We start from the raw sequence: 15,398 nt of genomic DNA, 5'->3' as shown, positions 1-15,398 counted from the left end.
AAACTGTCAATTTATATGTTATATTACTATTGAAAACGCTATTATTGGAAGAAGGGAGCATGATTTAGATGAGAGGATTTTATTCCAGAAAGCTGCATTCGCTTCTTGGCGTCATTCCGCTGGCTCTATTTTTTGTTGAGCATTTGGTGACGAACTTCACAGCGGTGGAGGGCGGCAAGGAAGGATTTAATCGCAGCGTGGCCTTCCTGAATGGTTTGCCACTGGTTATTGTGCTAGAAACGTTATTCATCTACTTGCCATTACTGTTCCACGGAATTTATGGCTTGTATATTGCTTATCAGGCTGACCCGAATGTCAAAAGATTCGGCTATTCACGTAACTGGCGCTTTCTGTTCCAGCGTATTTCCGGCGTCATTACGTTTGTATTTATTATCTGGCACGTATACGACACGCGTTTTCAGGTGGCTCTGGGTAATGTAACCCATGAGGAGCTAGGCGGAGTCATGCATGGCATCGTGACGAACCCGGTTTATTTCATTTTGTATTTAATCAGTGTCGTTTCGGCATCCTTTCACTTTGCTAACGGACTGTGGGCATTTATGGTCAGTTGGGGGATTACCGTGGGACCACGTGCGCAAAAAGTATCTTCTTATATCTGTATGACCCTGTTCGTGGTGGTGTCTATCGGCTTCATCGCTTCCCTGCTTGCATTCCGCAGTGCGGAATTTCAGGAAACGGCAACTGCCTTGGTGCAATGCGGCGCTTTTAAACAGCTACTATAAACGACTCATATCAATTATACATCGTGTTGAGATTCTATTTTCAAACGTAAAAGGGGATTTGGTTAAAATCCTGAAAAAAAGGAGTGAGCAGAAATGGCAGCATCCAACATTATTGTCGTGGGCGGCGGTCTGGCAGGTCTAATGGCTACGATCAAGGCGGCAGAGGCGGGAGTTCACGTTCATTTATTTTCTTTGGTACCGGTCAAAAGGTCCCACTCCGTTTGTGCTCAAGGCGGCATCAACGGTGCGGTTAATACCAAGGGTGAGGGAGACTCACCATGGATTCACTTCGATGATTCAGTTTATGGGGGGGACTTTCTGGCCAACCAGCCTCCGGTAAAAGCGATGTGCGAAGCGGCCCCGGGGATCATTCATCTCATGGACCGCATGGGTGTCATGTTTAACCGGACACCGGAAGGACTGCTGGACTTCCGCCGCTTCGGCGGTACCCAGCATCATCGGACCGCCTTTGCCGGTGCGACGACAGGACAGCAGCTTCTGTACGCTCTCGATGAGCAGGTTCGGCGCTGGGAATCTGCAGGTTTGGTGACCAAGTACGAGAACTGGGAGTTTTTACAGGCTGTACTGGATGATGAAGGCATCTGTCGAGGGATTTGCGGGCAGGATTTGCGTACGATGGAAGTGAAGACTTTTGCGGCGGATGCAGTTATTTTGGCATCTGGTGGCCCCGGGATTATTTTCGGTAAAACCACGAATTCCGTCATTAATACGGGCACGGCTGCCGGTGCGGTGTATCAGCAAGGCGTACGCTATGCGAACGGTGAGTTTATCCAGATTCATCCGACGGCTATACCAGGTGATGACAAGCTGCGTCTCATGTCCGAGTCGGCACGGGGAGAGGGCGGTCGTATTTGGACGTATAAGGACGGCAAACCGTGGTATTTCCTCGAAGAAAAGTATCCGGCTTACGGAAATCTGGTCCCTCGCGATATTGCGACACGTGAAATATTCAGTGTATGCGTAGATGATGGACTGGGTATTAATGGCGAGAACATGGTCTACCTCGATCTGTCCCACAAGGACCCGAAAGAGCTGGATGTAAAGCTGGGCGGCATTATTGAAATTTATGAAAAATTCGTCGGTGACGATCCCCGCAAAATCCCGATGAAAATATTCCCGGCTGTTCATTATTCAATGGGCGGCATGTGGGTTGATTACAATCAGATGACGAATATACCGGGCTTGTTCGCGGCTGGTGAGTGTGAATTCCAATATCACGGTGCGAACCGTTTGGGTGCGAACTCGTTGCTGTCAGCCATTTACGGCGGGATGGTGGCTGGACCTAAGGCTGTGGAATACATTAAAGGCTTGAAAAAATCTGCACAGGATATAGCTACCTCCGTATTTGATGCGGCAGTTCATCAGCAGACGGAGAAGTATGAGCGTATTTTGCATATGGACGGAAAAGAAAATGCTTATGTTCTTCATAAAGAGCTGGGCGAGTGGATGACGAACAACATGACTGTAGTTCGTTATAATGACAAGCTGGAAGCTACGATCCACAAGATCAAGGAGCTGAAGGAGCGTTACTCTAACATTAACATCAATGACGCTTCGCGCTGGAACAATGCGGGTGCGGCGTTTACACGGCAACTGTGGAATATGATGGAGCTGGCTGAAGCGATGACCAAAGGTGCGCTACTGCGCAACGAAAGTCGCGGGGCCCATTACAAACCAGACTTCCCGGATCGCAACGATGAGGATTTCCTGAAAACAACGATTGCGGACTGGACACCGGAAGGACCACAAATCTCGTATGAAGCGGTGGATGTTTCGCTGATCAAGCCGCGTATTCGGGATTATTCCAAGAACAAATAACGGAAGGGAGTGTATTTAGATGTCGGAGCAAGCAGTGAAGTCGAATAAAACAGTGAAATTCGTTGTGACCCGTCAAGCTGATCCTAAAGCCAGTCCCTATACGGAAGAATTCGAATTGGCTTATCGTCCGGGGATGAATGTGATTAGCGCGCTGATGGAAATTCAGCGTAACCCGGTGGACAGCCACGGTAAAGAGACGGCCCCGGTATGCTGGGAGTCGAATTGCCTGGAGGAAGTATGCGGAGCATGCTCCATGGTGATTAACGGCAAGCCGCGTCAGGCCTGTGCGGCGCTCGTCGATAAGCTGGAGCAGCCGATTACGATCGCGCCGATGAGCACGTTCCCGGTAGTTCGGGATTTGGTCATCGACCGCAGCCGGATGTTTAATGCGCTCAAGAAGGTCAAAGCGTGGATTCCGATTGACGGTACCTACGATCTGGGCCCTGGTCCTAGAATGGCAGAGAAAAAGCGTCAGTGGGCGTATGAGCTGTCCAAGTGCATGACCTGCGGTGTCTGTCTGGAAGCTTGCCCGAACGTCAACGAGAAGACGACGTTCATCGGACCTGCGGCGATATCTCAGGTTCGCCTGTTTAACAGCCATCCGACAGGGGAAATGAATCAGGAAGAGCGGCTGGAGGCGTTGATGACGGACGATGGGCTGGAAGGATGCGGGAACTCGCAAAACTGCGTACGCTCTTGCCCGAAAGGCATTCCGTTGACAACTTCCATTGCCGAAATGAATAAGGAAACGACCAAGCATATGTTCAAGCGCTGGCTGACTGTATAGCAAATAGGTTATGCCCAAACAGGCCTTTTCTCAAACTGGAGAAAGCCTGTTTTTTTGCGCTCAGAAAAGATGGAGGGTAACATGGAGGAAGGAGCGCGGATAGCAGTTATGGTATAATTATGGTATTGTGTATCGTTTTTGGAGAAAAGGAGGCTGGACAGGTGACTGTGCAACCGATAACGAATCGACCTGTCACTAGGTCGGATGTCATGAAGGGATTAAAGGAGTTGGGAGTTCGGAGCGGCATGACATTGCTTGTTCACTCGTCGATGCGCAGCATTGGACGCTTTATTCCAGGCGGGGCCTCGGCCATTCTTGCCGCGCTAACCGAAGCGGTTGGCCCGGAAGGGACGCTGGTGATGCCGACACAGTCTCATGACTTGACTGATCCTTCGACCTGGATGAACCCGCCTCTGGATGAGTCATGGTGGGAACTGGTACGCGAGGAAATGCCCGCTTATAATCCGGCCTGGACGCTGACCGGGGGGATGGGCATCATTGTAGAAACGTTCCGTGGCCTGCCGGGAACCAAGCGCAGCGGGCATCCGCATGTTTCTCTGGCGGCACGTGGACCTGCTGCTTTGGGATTACTGACAGATCATCAGCTCAACTATGGGCTGGGTGAGCATTCGCCCTTGGCAAAGCTGTATGAGGCAGATGCCTATGTGCTGCTGTTGGGCTGCGGACATGACAGCAACACGTCCTTGCATTTGGCGGAATATCGAACAGCCTATAATGGACGAGAAGTGATCACGCATCAAGCTCCTATGATGGTGGATGGAGCAAAAGCGTGGGTATCTTTTCAGGATTTTAATATTACCTCAGATGACTTTGAGAAGCTGGGACTTGATTTTGAACGGGACTGTCCCTCAGCTTTTACGCGAGTGAACATTGGAGAGGCTTCATGTTTTTTCGCGAGGCAACGTGATTTGGTAGACTATGCGGAGCAGTGGTTGTCCACCCATCGCTAAAGCTTCTGGACAGTAAGAATTTCTAAAAAGTGAGATCAAGGAATAGATCGCAAGGGGGAACGCATATGGAGAAGACGCCGCACACCCGCCGCGAGAGTCAGGATGGCCCGCATCAGGGGGCCGCTATCCCTCCCGGTTCTTCGCGGCGTTCCGTTTCAAATGAACCAGCCAATCCTTCGCGCCGCCATTTTTTGAAAAAAGCGGCTTTAGCCACAGCCGGAACCGCGCTTCTGGCTGGAGGATATGCTTCCTTATGGGAGCCTAATCATTTGGAAATTACACGCTTCAACTTGACTCTCCCTCGTCTTCCGTCTGCTTTCGACGGAATCAGGGTCGTACATTTCAGTGATGTACACTTGGGTTTTCATATGGATGAGCAGGATCTGCGCGAGCTTGCGGACCGTATAGCAGGTCTGAAGCCAGATTTGCTCTGTTTTACAGGCGATATTGTAGATGACTATGCAGTATCCATGAAGGCTGCTGTTCCAGTTATGGCTTCGATGCACGCCACACTCGGCAAATTTGCTATTCTGGGCAATCATGATTATAGAGGCTTACCAGCCGGAGTTCAGGAATTATACCCGAAAACCGGATTTACGTTGCTGAGAAACGAGCATGCGATTGTAGAGCTTGCGGGACAGCGTGTAGCCATGGTCGGTTTAGAGGATAACATTATGGGCAAGCCCAATCCGCAGCGTGCCATCCACGGGCTACCTGATGAGATGTGCAAGCTGCTGCTGATGCATGAGCCGGACTATGCAGATGTAGCGGCGCAAATGTCCTTTGATCTTCAACTGTCGGGGCATACGCATGGAGGACAGGTACGCTTGCCGGTCATTGGAGCACCAATGCCGCCTCCGGGTGGACGCAAGTACATCCAGGGGTTATTTCATGTGGGAACAGAGAGAATGCCGCTGTATGTCAGCCGAGGCATTGGCATGACACATTTGCCGATTCGCGTGCTGTGCAGACCAGAGCTTAGTGTCATTACGCTAAAATCCGGCCAATAGGCCATGATCTTTTTTTCATCTTTATCATATATGTTGGAACTACATAAAGATGGCTTGAATGTAGTGTAGAGATGTAGTCGTTTTGGACAAAGGAGTGAGGTTCAGATGGATCGTATTGCTGTCATTTCAGATATTCATGGCAATTGGCCTGCCTGTGAGGCGGTGCTGGAGGATATTGCTTCCCGAGGCATTAGCCGTGTGTTTTGTTTGGGGGATCTGATCGGCAAAGGGCCTAGCCCGTGCGAGGTTCTGGATGCTGTCCGTCAACGTTGTGAAGTGGTCGTGCGGGGGAATTGGGATGAGCTGGTTAGTATTACGGATGATCTCAATTTTAGCTGGCAAGCCGAACGCTTGGGGGCAGAACGAGTGCAGTATTTGGCACAGTTACCGTTTCATTATGATTTCAGAATGAGCGGACGCCGTATCCGTCTGGTGCATGCCTCGCCGCAAAGTGTATATCACCGTGTGCAGCCATGGGATGAGCCGGAAAAACGGCTTGCCATGTTCGATCCGTTAGCAGAAGAAAATGGAAAAGTTGCTTTTGCTCCAGATGTTGTGGGATATGGTGATGTGCACAATGCTTTTATCCAGCATTTTCAGGGAAAAACCCTTTTTAACGTCGGCAGTGTCGGGAATCCGTTGGATGTTACGCAGGCTTCCTACTGCATTTTAGAGGGCGAGATGGGAGAGGATCAACCTACGTCCTTCTCCATTCATTTTGTACGTGTACCTTATGATATAGAACTGGCGGTAAAACAAGCGGAGGAAGCTGCTGTGCCTTCTTTGCCGTATTATATTCGAGAGCTGCGCACAGGAATTTACCGCGGGATTCAGGACCTGGATTAAGTATGGAAACATTCATTTCTAAAAGCCAATCCATCCGCAGGGGGGAACATTGTGCTGACCAGAGAAATGCTTCGTCTTGGGCTACCGGAGCTTTACGCCCGCCGAGTCCGATTGCGCCAGCTAAGAACGGAGGATTATCCCGCGCTGGAAAGGATTCTATCCGATCCATTGGTGATCCAATATGTGAATCGAATTCGCAAACCAGTCAATACACGAATGCGGCGTCTGGTTGCGCAAATTAAAATATCTGCTGATTCACTAGATTCCCTGCATTTTGCGGTGGAATGGCATCAGAGAAATACAGGAGAAAGCAATCTACTAGGTGAATCCAATGAGCTTACCTCCTCACCGTTGCTCGGTATCGTCTCTTTTCAGCAATGGAATGAAAGAACGGGTGAGGCACAACTGGGCTATATTCTGGATCGTCCTTTTTGGGGACAGGGGCTGGCTACAGAAGTGGTGGGAGAAATGCTGAATTTTGGTTTCGGATCTTTGAAGCTCAAGCGGATCGAAAGTCGTTGCCAAGAGGATAATCAGGCTTCCATGCGCGTACTTATTAAAAATAAGATGCGCCTGCTGCGTACAATTGGTGCTTATGATCCCTCAGGAGAGGTGCCGAGTGTATTGGTATTTTCGATGAACCAAGGAGATTATGCATAGAAATGGCAGTGGAATATTTTGTTACAAAGATGAAATATAACTGCAAAACAACTCTAACACAGGACGGGTACAATACAGACATGACCCCCTTTTGAATAATAAATGTTGCTGGGACCCGATGATTCGGGTCCTCTTTTTTTGTTATTCTATAGTTAGGACTGAACAGGAAAGAAGGGCTGATATTGGCTTTGAATATATGGAGTGCAGACATTCATCATTTATTTGACCAATTCACGGAGCTTGTGGATGGTCGTATTCATCATAAAAAATCGGAGCAACAACTCACGCTTCCCCCGCATATGGGCAAGGGAAGCATGACACGCACACAGATTCGCCCAGGTATGGAAATCGTGGTCACGGATCTCACCTTTGAACAGAATATGAAGCTTCATATTCAGGAGGCTTGTCCGCTCTTTGAACTCAGCTATTGCTTAAACGGTGAAATATACTGTGAATGGAACGGCAAAGAAAGTCATACCAATCGTTTGACCGGGAATGTTTTATATTTAGAGGATGAACTGGTTTATGAGGAAAAGAAGGCAGGAGTTCGCCATCAAATGCTGGAAATACGATGTTCTCCACAAGAGCTTTTTCATTATGCCGGAGATATCGCAGAAAAGCATAGCATGCAAACATGGTTACAGCGTTACAAGGGGAATATTGACTCTTATGCGGATACGCCAGCCATGCATAAGTGTGTTTTTGACATGATACATTGCAACTACAATGGGACGATGAAACGGTTATACATGGAAAGCAAGGCAATGGAGTTTATTGCATTATTTGGGGAGATGGATGGACATGAAACAAGGGGGACAAGCCATTTTATAAGTCGTGAAGATATATCTAAGCTCCAAAAGGCTCGTGAATTCGTCATTCTTCATTTTGAACATCCCCTGTCTATTCAAGCGCTGGCTCGAAAGGTTGGGCTTAATGAATTCAAGCTAAAGAAGGGATTCCCCCATTTATTCGGAATGACTATTTTTGAAATGGTGCGTAAGCAAAGAATGGAAAAAGCACTCTGGTACTTGGAAGTTGAACAATTAAACATTGGAGAGACTGCCTTTTCAATTGGGTACAGCAACGCCAGCAATTTTACGACAACCTTTCGAAAGTATTATGGTTGTAATCCTAGCGAATATATCAAGAAAATACGTAACCCAGATACATTTTCGAATAAATCTTAATGAAACCAATCCTTCAAGCATGTCCATCGTGTTTGGAGGATTTTGCATATGTGCTCCTTCTATAGGGATAGAAAATACCTCCGTAGGTAGAGCCTCCTTCCTTTATAGATGATAATGGTTATCAAGTTGAGATGAGAAATGAAAAGATCAAAGATAACCATTATAGAGTTGGAGGAACTACCATGAAAGATCGTTTTGCCATATCCATGACTAATCCTCAAGCAGTACAGCAGGTAGACTCGCGTCGCTGGTACGCATTAGCTCTTATTTTACTTCCCACTTTGTTGATTTCATTGAATACATATATGATGCAGGTTGCCCTTCCGATGATGCAGGCGGACCTGCACGCCAGCTTTTCGGAGGCACAGCTCATATTTACGGGCTATTCTCTGGGATTGGCTGTGGCCTTGATATTGGGTGGCAAACTAGGAGATATGTATGGTAGAAGACGCATGTTATGCATCGGGGTGTTGGGTTTTACATTGATGGCTTTGTTAGGAGGGATCGTATCGCACCCTATGTTGATCATTATGATCCGTGTGCTTCAAGGGATATCAGCTGCCATGATTCAACCTCAGGTTCTATCTATCATGCAAAGCAGCTTTCTTCCCAGAGAGAAAGGGCTGGTATTTGCGATTTATGGAGCTATCATTGGGGTTGGGTTTACACTTGGTTTAATTCTGGGTGGATTTTTGGTAGACTGGAACCTTTTTGGCCTGGGTTGGCGTATTATTTTCTTTTTTAATGTTCCCTTTGGGCTGTTAGTGTTACTCTTTTGTCCTATTATTTCGGAATCCTATGGCAGATCCGTGCCAAACATGGATTGGGCAGGGGCTTTTCTGTTGCTTCTTGGTTTATTGTTGTTTGTCTATCCGTTGACAACCGGACAAAAGCAGGGCTGGGCTTCATGGACATGGGGTTATCTGCTGTTGTCCATTCTGGTTTTGGTTGCTTTTATAGTTACGCAAATGGGAAAAGAAAAGAAGGGAGGCTCGCCTTTTATTCGTCTATCTATATTTAGAAAGAGTTCATTCGGCGCAGGGATATTGACGGTAATTGTCATCTATCTTAGTATGTTTTCGTTCTTCTTTATTTTGAATTATTATGTACAATCCGGTTTGAAATACAGTGTTCGATCCACAAGTATGGTCTTTTTACCGCTAGGTGTTGGCTTTTTTCTTACCTCATTATGGTCGTCTAGGCTGGTTAAGAGGTGGGGGAGCAAGGTGCTGAAATCAGGTATGCTAATCATGGGGATTTGTAGCTTTCTGCTCATTGGATCGTTACATCTAGATGCGTTCCACCTATTTCATATTCAAATTATCATGATACTAGGTGTATATGGTTTGGGTCTCGGAATGGCCACAACGCCACTGGCTCATGTCGTCCTGGGTGCTGTATCGGCTAAAGAGGCAGGAACGGGCTCAGGCTTGTTCACGACCTTTATGTACTTGGCTAATTCGTTGGGAGTCGCTTTGATCGGGTTCTTGTTCTCTTCCTCGCTTCATCACACGCTTTCAGAAGCTAAATTGTCAGATTATATTAGGGCATTCTCTATCTCTGTGGCGGGGAGTGGCCTTCTTGCCTTGGCTGGGCTCATTTGTATTTCAGTTTGTTACAAAAATGAAACATAAATGCAAAGTTACTTTAACATAGAGTGGGTACAACATAGACATGACCCCCTTTGAATTATATATATATTGCTGGGACCCGAAGCTTCGGGTCCTCTTTTTTTTATGATTTATAAGAACGGTTCAGGCTAGTTACCAGTTCTGTAAGCCATTCATGTAGGGAGAGAAATGAGTACCCCTCTGACTGGGCTTTGGACGTATCCATGTACCACGATTGTGTAATACCAAATGGAGACATGTACTCATCTGCTGTTTTTTCTTTCATCACAGCTTGTTTTCCCGTTACCTGCTCAATGATCGAAATGAGCTCTCCAATCCTCACTGTACCGTCGGAGCAAGCATTTACGGGACCAGTTAAATGAGTGTGACCAAGCCAAAACAGAAAATCTGCGGCTTCATCGGAACGAATAAATGAGATTTGTGCTGCGGAATTAGGGACTCCGATTTCTATTCCTTCACGAACATGTTCGATATGAAAATGAAGCCTTTTCGTATAATCGTCTGTCCCCAATACAATCGGAAAACGAACAGCAACTACAGGGAATGTAGCTTGCTGCATAAAAACTGCTTCTGCCTGCCGTTTAGCCTCCTGATATGTAAAATCGTCCTTCCCGCCCTTGCGAACCGGGTAAGCTTGAGGGTCAAAGATGCTCTCTGTCAGCACTTCCGGGCTCGAATCATAGACGGATAGGCTGGAGGTCACAATATATCTCTTGGCTGTAGCATCAAAAATGCGGCAGGCTTCGCTGGCTTCATCTGGAGAAAAGCAAATATTATCATAAACAACGTCCCACACTTGCTCACCTACCGCCTCAGCGAGCGCTTGCCGGTCGGTACGGTCTGCACAGATCCGCTGAATGCGGTCACCAAACGAATCGCTCGTTTGGCCTCGTGTGAGGATGGTAACGGAGTTCTCGGAACTCTCCAGCAGACGTTCCACCAGTCGCTTGCCAAAAAAGCGCGTTCCACCCAAAACAAGTATCTTTTTCATACTTACATCACTCCTTATAAGCTTGTTTTTATTAAGGTAGACGAAATAATGACTGTTAAGGATACAGGGCGAATGAAAAGAGTTTGATGAAGTGCTCTTAGTTACATAGCTCATCTAACAATTAAGTAAAAAGAGGAGGATCATAGGTTGTAGTGGAGTCGCATGTCCTGAGGGGCAGATGAATTTGAACCGGAGTGGAGAATTTGAATCTGGAGAAGCGCAGGCGTTCGCCTTTGCAATGGGATTCTACCCTTTAAAGGGCTTATAATATCCAGTGAATCCCGTTGCAACAGCGATCATAAGATCAAACCATTCGCATAACGGTGGAGCACCGCCTAATCTTACTCTCCTAGAAGCTTCAAGAAATTGGCCGGCACCGTAATTTGCTGATTATTAATCATAATCTTCCGAAGCTCCTCTATGGAGTCTTCTTCACCTCTAGCGTCTTTAATCTCCTTAATTTCACGATGCAGTCGCTCCATTTGAAGATCGAGAGCATTAGCGGAATCTGCTGCGTTCTTTAATTCACGTGTCAGGTTTTCGGGCACAGACTGGTTGTATTTATAAAAGATTTTATGCTCCAGGCTGGCCCAGAAATCCATCGCAATGGTTCGAATTTGCACTTCTACGCAGACTAGCTCCTCACAATCCGACATGAATACAGGAACTTGAACCAGCAAATGCAGGCTCTGGTAACCGTTCGGCTTGGGATTCTTGATGTAATCCTTAATTTCCAGTACCTTCAAGTCACTTTGTCTCTGAAGCATGTTACTGACATCATAAATGTCAGAAATAAAAGAGCAAGTAATACGCAAACCTGCGATATCCTTGATATGATCTTTGATAGCATCCAGCGATAACTCGCTATTTTTACGAATCATTTTATTCATGATGCTCTCAGGAGATTTAAGGCGTGATTTGGTATGCTCAATAGGGCTGTAATCGTGCAATGCTTGAAATTCCTGCTTTAATATTTCAATCTTGGTTTCCATTTCGTCGAGCGCAAATTTATAGATGAGCATAAATCGCGTGATGTCATGCTTTAGCTTTTTAAGCTTGTTCATAGGATCTTCCAAGTGCATATGTAATTCTCCTCACACATAGATGTCATAATCTTGCTAAGCGTTCGCCTTTGCAATGGAATTATCACCTTATAAATTATAATCCCCAACAATCCCATTGCAGCAGCGTTCGTAAGATCAAATGATTTGCGGAGCGGCGACCCCCAACTTAAACAAATTTTAAAGCGCCACAGGAATTTTACGTTTTTCTTTAAAATAGACCCATTCCCGGAAGCCGATATCCTTCAGCATTGCCTTTACTTCTTCCCAGTCATCGCCTACCCGCGAAGGCTTATGGGCATCCGAACCAAAAGTGACCTCCACACCAAAATGGTGCGCTCTTTCTAAAATAGAAGCAGACGGGTACCATCCGCCACTTAGCTTGGTTTTACCCGAAGTGTTAATTTCAATCGTCACATTAGATTCCGCAATTACCTGCAAGGTTTCATCAATGGCTTCATCGGCAGGAATGTCTGAAAAGGCAGGAAAGTTTCCCTTCATTGCGTCAATATGACCCAAAATTTGAAACATGCCGCTTCGCGCAGATTCCTGAATGAGCGCATAGTAGGCTTGTTTGACCTCGATTTTACGAGCGTCGCTTAATTTGTTCCAACGGTTACGGTTAAAAATGCTGTTCCCTTCGACATTGTGAATCGACCCAATGAGGTAATCAAATGGATAAGGAGCCAGAGTGGAACGATATAATTCAGCAAAATCAGGAAAATAATCCGTTTCCAATCCGAGGAGCACGTCAATACGGCCTTCGTATTCCTTTTTAAGCTGTTGTACCTCTTCTACGTATTCAGCAAGCTGTGACTTAGCCATATAAATTTTAGGAAAAGCCTGATCCTGTTCGCTGCCCAGGAAAGGGGAATGGTCCGAAATACCAATCGCTTGTAAGCCCGACTGAATGCCTGCTTCAATGTAATCTCGAATGTTTCCGTCTGCATGACCGCAGCGGAAATGATGGGTGTGCAGATCAAATTTCATAGCCTGTCTTCCTTTCGTAATCAGGGTTTATATTTCGTATGGTGTTCATAGCGAATTACGTTATTCAGAACTGGTGAAATTCGTCTCCGGCATCCCCTTCAGATCACTTAAAAATTGCTGCATGGCTGAGTTTAGATATCGGCCGGATTTATAAATCACTCCTACCGGATGACTAACTTCCAGCTCGGGAATATGGATCATTTTTAATGTGCCTGCACGCAGTTCAGAAGTGACCGATAGTCTGGAAATAATGGCAGCACCGAGATTAATTTCGACCATCCGTTTGACTTCCTCGCTGCTGGACAACTCGATCACGACATGAGGTACGATTTGGTGCTTTTTAAATACATCATCCACGAATTTTCGTCCCACCGTATCGGGAGAGAGCAGAATCAGTGGAATTTCCCGAAGGGCCTCAATGGTAGCATGTGGTTGTGAGGCCAGTGGATGAGTAGGAGACACGACGAGCTCAAAGGAATCGTAGTACAGAACCGAAGTGCTTAAATTGGGATTACGTTCAATCAGATAACCGATGCCAACATCAATAAGTCCGTTCTCCACCTGCTGATAAATCATTGAGGAAGCCATGGATTGAATGGAGGTTTTGATGAGAGGGAACTGATCCTGAAAGTAGGAAAGCACGCGCGGTAAAATTTGAATAGCGATGGATGTTGTGGTGCCCAACGCAATGTGACCCTGCGGTGTTTCGTTTAGATCGTATAATTTTTGTCTTAATTCCTCAACAACCTCTAATATGCGCTCGGCGTGTTCCAAAAAAACAGCTCCCCGGTCGGTCAGGGTAACAGGCTGGTTGCGGTCAATCAGAATGGTTTTGAACTCATCCTCTAGACTTTTAATTTGGGCGGACACCGCCGGCTGCGTCAAATTGAGAAGTTCCCCGGCTTTGCGGAAGCTCATCGTTTTGGAAATCATGATAAGTGTTTCAAGTTGACTGATGTTCATGAAGTTCCTCCTCTCTTTTCTTAATCTTATCGCAGCTGTATAGAATGAATATTTTTAGCCAATCCCATAGGTTCATATGTAAAACCGTCGTTATGCTTTATTTCATTAAATTATAGGTTATTCGAGCAGGAAGGGCAATGAATCGAAGCAGAGCACCTTAAAGTGTGGTATATTGGGAAATAAAGACTAAAGTCCTGATATACTTCAAAAATAATCAATCTAAAACCGGTAAGAAGCAAAGATATAGGACATTATTCACATTTTTTTGTGATGTAGCTATAAAAAATTACCGGGTAGCTGTCGATAAGTGATATAGAGAGCATTTTATTGAGGATCGATTCGTTTTACAGTAATATTTAATTAAAAAATTCTAATTTAAATGGGACTTTTGTTGTATGTCTAAAAGCCCATCGTAAAGGGGCGCTTTGATCGTGAAGGCAGAAGTGATAAATCCTTTTTTGGAGTCGGCGCGACGGGTCATTGAACAATTGATCCAAGTATCTCCTTCACCCGGAAATCTTGGTGTGAAAAATGTCGAGCTGGTGGACGACCACATCTGGATTATGATCGGGATGACCGGACAGCTTAGCGGAAATATTGTGTTCGGCCTGAATGAACAGGTGGCGCTACGTATGGTATCAGCGATGATGGGCGGATTTGTGTTGACTGAAATTGATGAGATGGGAAAAAGCGCAATTTCAGAATTGGGCAATATGATTAGTGGGAATGCCAGTACGATTTTGTCCAGTCAGGGAATTGTTGTGGATATTACGCCTCCGCAGGTCATGAAATCAGAAAACTTGACCACTTTTGTGCCTCAGCGTGCCCTTTATATTCCGCTTACGGTGGAAGGAATCGGTGAGCTGGATATTCAGGTGATGATCTCTTAATATTAAAGGAACAAGTTTCTTTAATGTGGAGGGATGACCGTGAATATACTACAGGACAAGATAGTTGTGATTACAGGTGCATCTAGTGGGATTGGCGCCCTTTGCGCTCAGTTGTTAAGCGAAAAGGGCGCGATTCCTATTTTAACAGCACGCTCGCAGGAGCGACTGAAGCAAGTATCTGCGGGAATCAGCGGCAGACATGAGCTTATCCAACTGGACGTCACCCGCCAGGAGCAGGTAGAAGCTGTTGCTGCACGAGTATTGGAACAGTACGGACGGGTCGATATATTGCTTAACAATGCGGGCTACGGAAAGTTTGAGTATTTTAATGAAACCGATCTGACGGAGTTTGAACAAATGATGGACGTGAACTACATGGGTGTTGTTCGCTGCATCAAGGCGTTTCTGCCGCAAATGACAGAGCGGGGCCATGGACAGATTGTCAATGTAGCATCAATGGCCGGGAAAATCGGGACAGCCAAATCGTCTTCTTACACAGCGACGAAACATGCGTTGCTCGGTTTCAGCAATGCGCTCCGGCAAGAGTTGCGCGGGAGTGGAGTGACTGTAACGACGATTAATCCGGGGCCGATTGACACACCCTTTTTTGAGCTGGCAGATCCTTCAGGAGGATATGTTCGAAATGTAAGCTGGTTTATGCTAAAACCTGATAAGGTAGCACGGCATATCGTAAGAGCGATGGAGCTTGGCAAGGAGGAGGTTAATCTGCCACGTTGGGTATCTCCTTTTCTCAAGCTGTATCAGTTAGCTCCCAGACTGACCGACAGGCTGGGTCATGGTGTGATGAATAAGAAATAAAAGATGTCCC

At 46.3% G+C, this 15,398-nt stretch carries 15 protein-coding genes; 11 read left to right on the top strand and 4 right to left on the bottom strand.

The features are described 5' to 3' along the window. Positions 1–68 precede the first annotated feature (68 nt). The 9 genes from ACL9RM_RS14560 (at position 69) to ACL9RM_RS14520 (ending at position 9,677) form a co-directional block, all read left to right on the top strand. Positions 69–743, top strand: coding sequence for a succinate dehydrogenase cytochrome b558 subunit (locus ACL9RM_RS14560; protein ID WP_061830110.1), 675 nt, complete (start codon positions 69–71; stop codon positions 741–743). Between the two features lie 93 nt (positions 744–836). After that, a complete protein-coding gene (sdhA, locus tag ACL9RM_RS14555; RefSeq protein WP_061830109.1) occupies positions 837–2,582 on the top strand; it encodes a succinate dehydrogenase flavoprotein subunit in 1,746 nt (581 codons plus the stop codon). Positions 2,583–2,601: 19 nt separating this feature from the next. Then, entirely contained in the window at positions 2,602–3,369 is a 768-nt protein-coding gene (gene sdhB, locus ACL9RM_RS14550) for a succinate dehydrogenase iron-sulfur subunit (protein WP_013311795.1), read from the top strand. Between the two features lie 161 nt (positions 3,370–3,530). Continuing rightward, positions 3,531–4,340: an aminoglycoside N(3)-acetyltransferase gene (locus ACL9RM_RS14545; protein ID WP_165179096.1), complete on the top strand. Its 810-nt coding sequence runs from the start codon at positions 3,531–3,533 to the stop codon at positions 4,338–4,340. A 65-nt stretch (positions 4,341–4,405) separates the two neighbouring features. Beyond that, positions 4,406–5,350, top strand: coding sequence for a metallophosphoesterase (locus ACL9RM_RS14540; protein WP_250266607.1), 945 nt, complete (start codon positions 4,406–4,408; stop codon positions 5,348–5,350). Between the two features lie 105 nt (positions 5,351–5,455). After that, complete coding sequence (locus tag ACL9RM_RS14535; protein ID WP_250266606.1) at positions 5,456–6,196, top strand: metallophosphoesterase family protein; 741 nt, start codon at positions 5,456–5,458, stop codon at positions 6,194–6,196. A 51-nt stretch (positions 6,197–6,247) separates the two neighbouring features. Next, entirely contained in the window at positions 6,248–6,856 is a 609-nt protein-coding gene (locus ACL9RM_RS14530) for a GNAT family N-acetyltransferase (protein ID WP_069290316.1), read from the top strand. Between the two features lie 182 nt (positions 6,857–7,038). Continuing rightward, positions 7,039–8,043, top strand: coding sequence for a helix-turn-helix transcriptional regulator (locus ACL9RM_RS14525; RefSeq protein WP_250266605.1), 1,005 nt, complete (start codon positions 7,039–7,041; stop codon positions 8,041–8,043). Positions 8,044–8,225: 182 nt separating this feature from the next. After that, complete coding sequence (locus ACL9RM_RS14520; RefSeq protein WP_250266604.1) at positions 8,226–9,677, top strand: MFS transporter; 1,452 nt, start codon at positions 8,226–8,228, stop codon at positions 9,675–9,677. A 100-nt stretch (positions 9,678–9,777) separates the two neighbouring features. On the opposite strand, the gene ACL9RM_RS14515 is transcribed toward ACL9RM_RS14520, so the two are convergent. The 4 genes from ACL9RM_RS14515 to ACL9RM_RS14500 all read right to left on the bottom strand — a co-directional run bounded on the left by ACL9RM_RS14515 (position 9,778) and on the right by ACL9RM_RS14500 (position 13,679). Then, positions 9,778–10,665: an NAD-dependent epimerase/dehydratase family protein gene (locus ACL9RM_RS14515; protein ID WP_250266603.1), complete on the bottom strand. Its 888-nt coding sequence runs from the start codon at positions 10,663–10,665 to the stop codon at positions 9,778–9,780. A 341-nt stretch (positions 10,666–11,006) separates the two neighbouring features. Continuing rightward, on the bottom strand, positions 11,007–11,747 hold the full coding sequence (locus tag ACL9RM_RS14510; protein ID WP_061830104.1) for a GTP pyrophosphokinase: 741 nt from the start codon (positions 11,745–11,747) through the stop codon (positions 11,007–11,009). A 159-nt stretch (positions 11,748–11,906) separates the two neighbouring features. After that, entirely contained in the window at positions 11,907–12,716 is an 810-nt protein-coding gene (locus ACL9RM_RS14505) for a histidinol-phosphatase (RefSeq protein ID WP_250266602.1), read from the bottom strand. Positions 12,717–12,776: 60 nt separating this feature from the next. Then, a complete protein-coding gene (locus ACL9RM_RS14500; RefSeq protein ID WP_023990132.1) occupies positions 12,777–13,679 on the bottom strand; it encodes a LysR family transcriptional regulator in 903 nt (300 codons plus the stop codon). A gap of 431 nt (positions 13,680–14,110) precedes the next feature. Here ACL9RM_RS14500 and ACL9RM_RS14495 point away from each other — a divergent pair, with 431 nt between their 5' ends. Continuing rightward, positions 14,111–14,569: a chemotaxis protein CheX gene (locus tag ACL9RM_RS14495; protein WP_061830098.1), complete on the top strand. Its 459-nt coding sequence runs from the start codon at positions 14,111–14,113 to the stop codon at positions 14,567–14,569. Between the two features lie 39 nt (positions 14,570–14,608). After that, on the top strand, positions 14,609–15,388 hold the full coding sequence (locus ACL9RM_RS14490; protein WP_250266601.1) for an SDR family NAD(P)-dependent oxidoreductase: 780 nt from the start codon (positions 14,609–14,611) through the stop codon (positions 15,386–15,388). Positions 15,389–15,398 lie beyond the last annotated feature (10 nt).

This window comes from Paenibacillus sp. S29, from assembly GCF_049319765.1.
Lineage (GTDB): Bacteria > Bacillota > Bacilli > Paenibacillales > Paenibacillaceae > Paenibacillus > Paenibacillus polymyxa_B.
Note: the sequence above shows the minus strand (reverse complement) of the source record. Positions and strands in the feature narration are given on the sequence as shown.

Coding starts and splice junctions, on each gene's coding strand:
- ACL9RM_RS14560 (WP_061830110.1), top strand. CDS start 69: ATGAGAGGATTTTATTCCAGAAAGCTGCATTCGCTTCTTGGCGTCATT.
- ACL9RM_RS14505 (WP_250266602.1), bottom strand. CDS start 12,716: ATGAAATTTGATCTGCACACCCATCATTTCCGCTGCGGTCATGCAGAC.
- ACL9RM_RS14520 (WP_250266604.1), top strand. CDS start 8,226: ATGAAAGATCGTTTTGCCATATCCATGACTAATCCTCAAGCAGTACAG.
- ACL9RM_RS14500 (WP_023990132.1), bottom strand. CDS start 13,679: ATGAACATCAGTCAACTTGAAACACTTATCATGATTTCCAAAACGATG.
- ACL9RM_RS14540 (WP_250266607.1), top strand. CDS start 4,406: ATGGAGAAGACGCCGCACACCCGCCGCGAGAGTCAGGATGGCCCGCAT.
- ACL9RM_RS14535 (WP_250266606.1), top strand. CDS start 5,456: ATGGATCGTATTGCTGTCATTTCAGATATTCATGGCAATTGGCCTGCC.
- sdhB (WP_013311795.1), top strand. CDS start 2,602: ATGTCGGAGCAAGCAGTGAAGTCGAATAAAACAGTGAAATTCGTTGTG.
- ACL9RM_RS14515 (WP_250266603.1), bottom strand. CDS start 10,665: ATGAAAAAGATACTTGTTTTGGGTGGAACGCGCTTTTTTGGCAAGCGA.
- sdhA (WP_061830109.1), top strand. CDS start 837: ATGGCAGCATCCAACATTATTGTCGTGGGCGGCGGTCTGGCAGGTCTA.
- ACL9RM_RS14510 (WP_061830104.1), bottom strand. CDS start 11,747: ATGCACTTGGAAGATCCTATGAACAAGCTTAAAAAGCTAAAGCATGAC.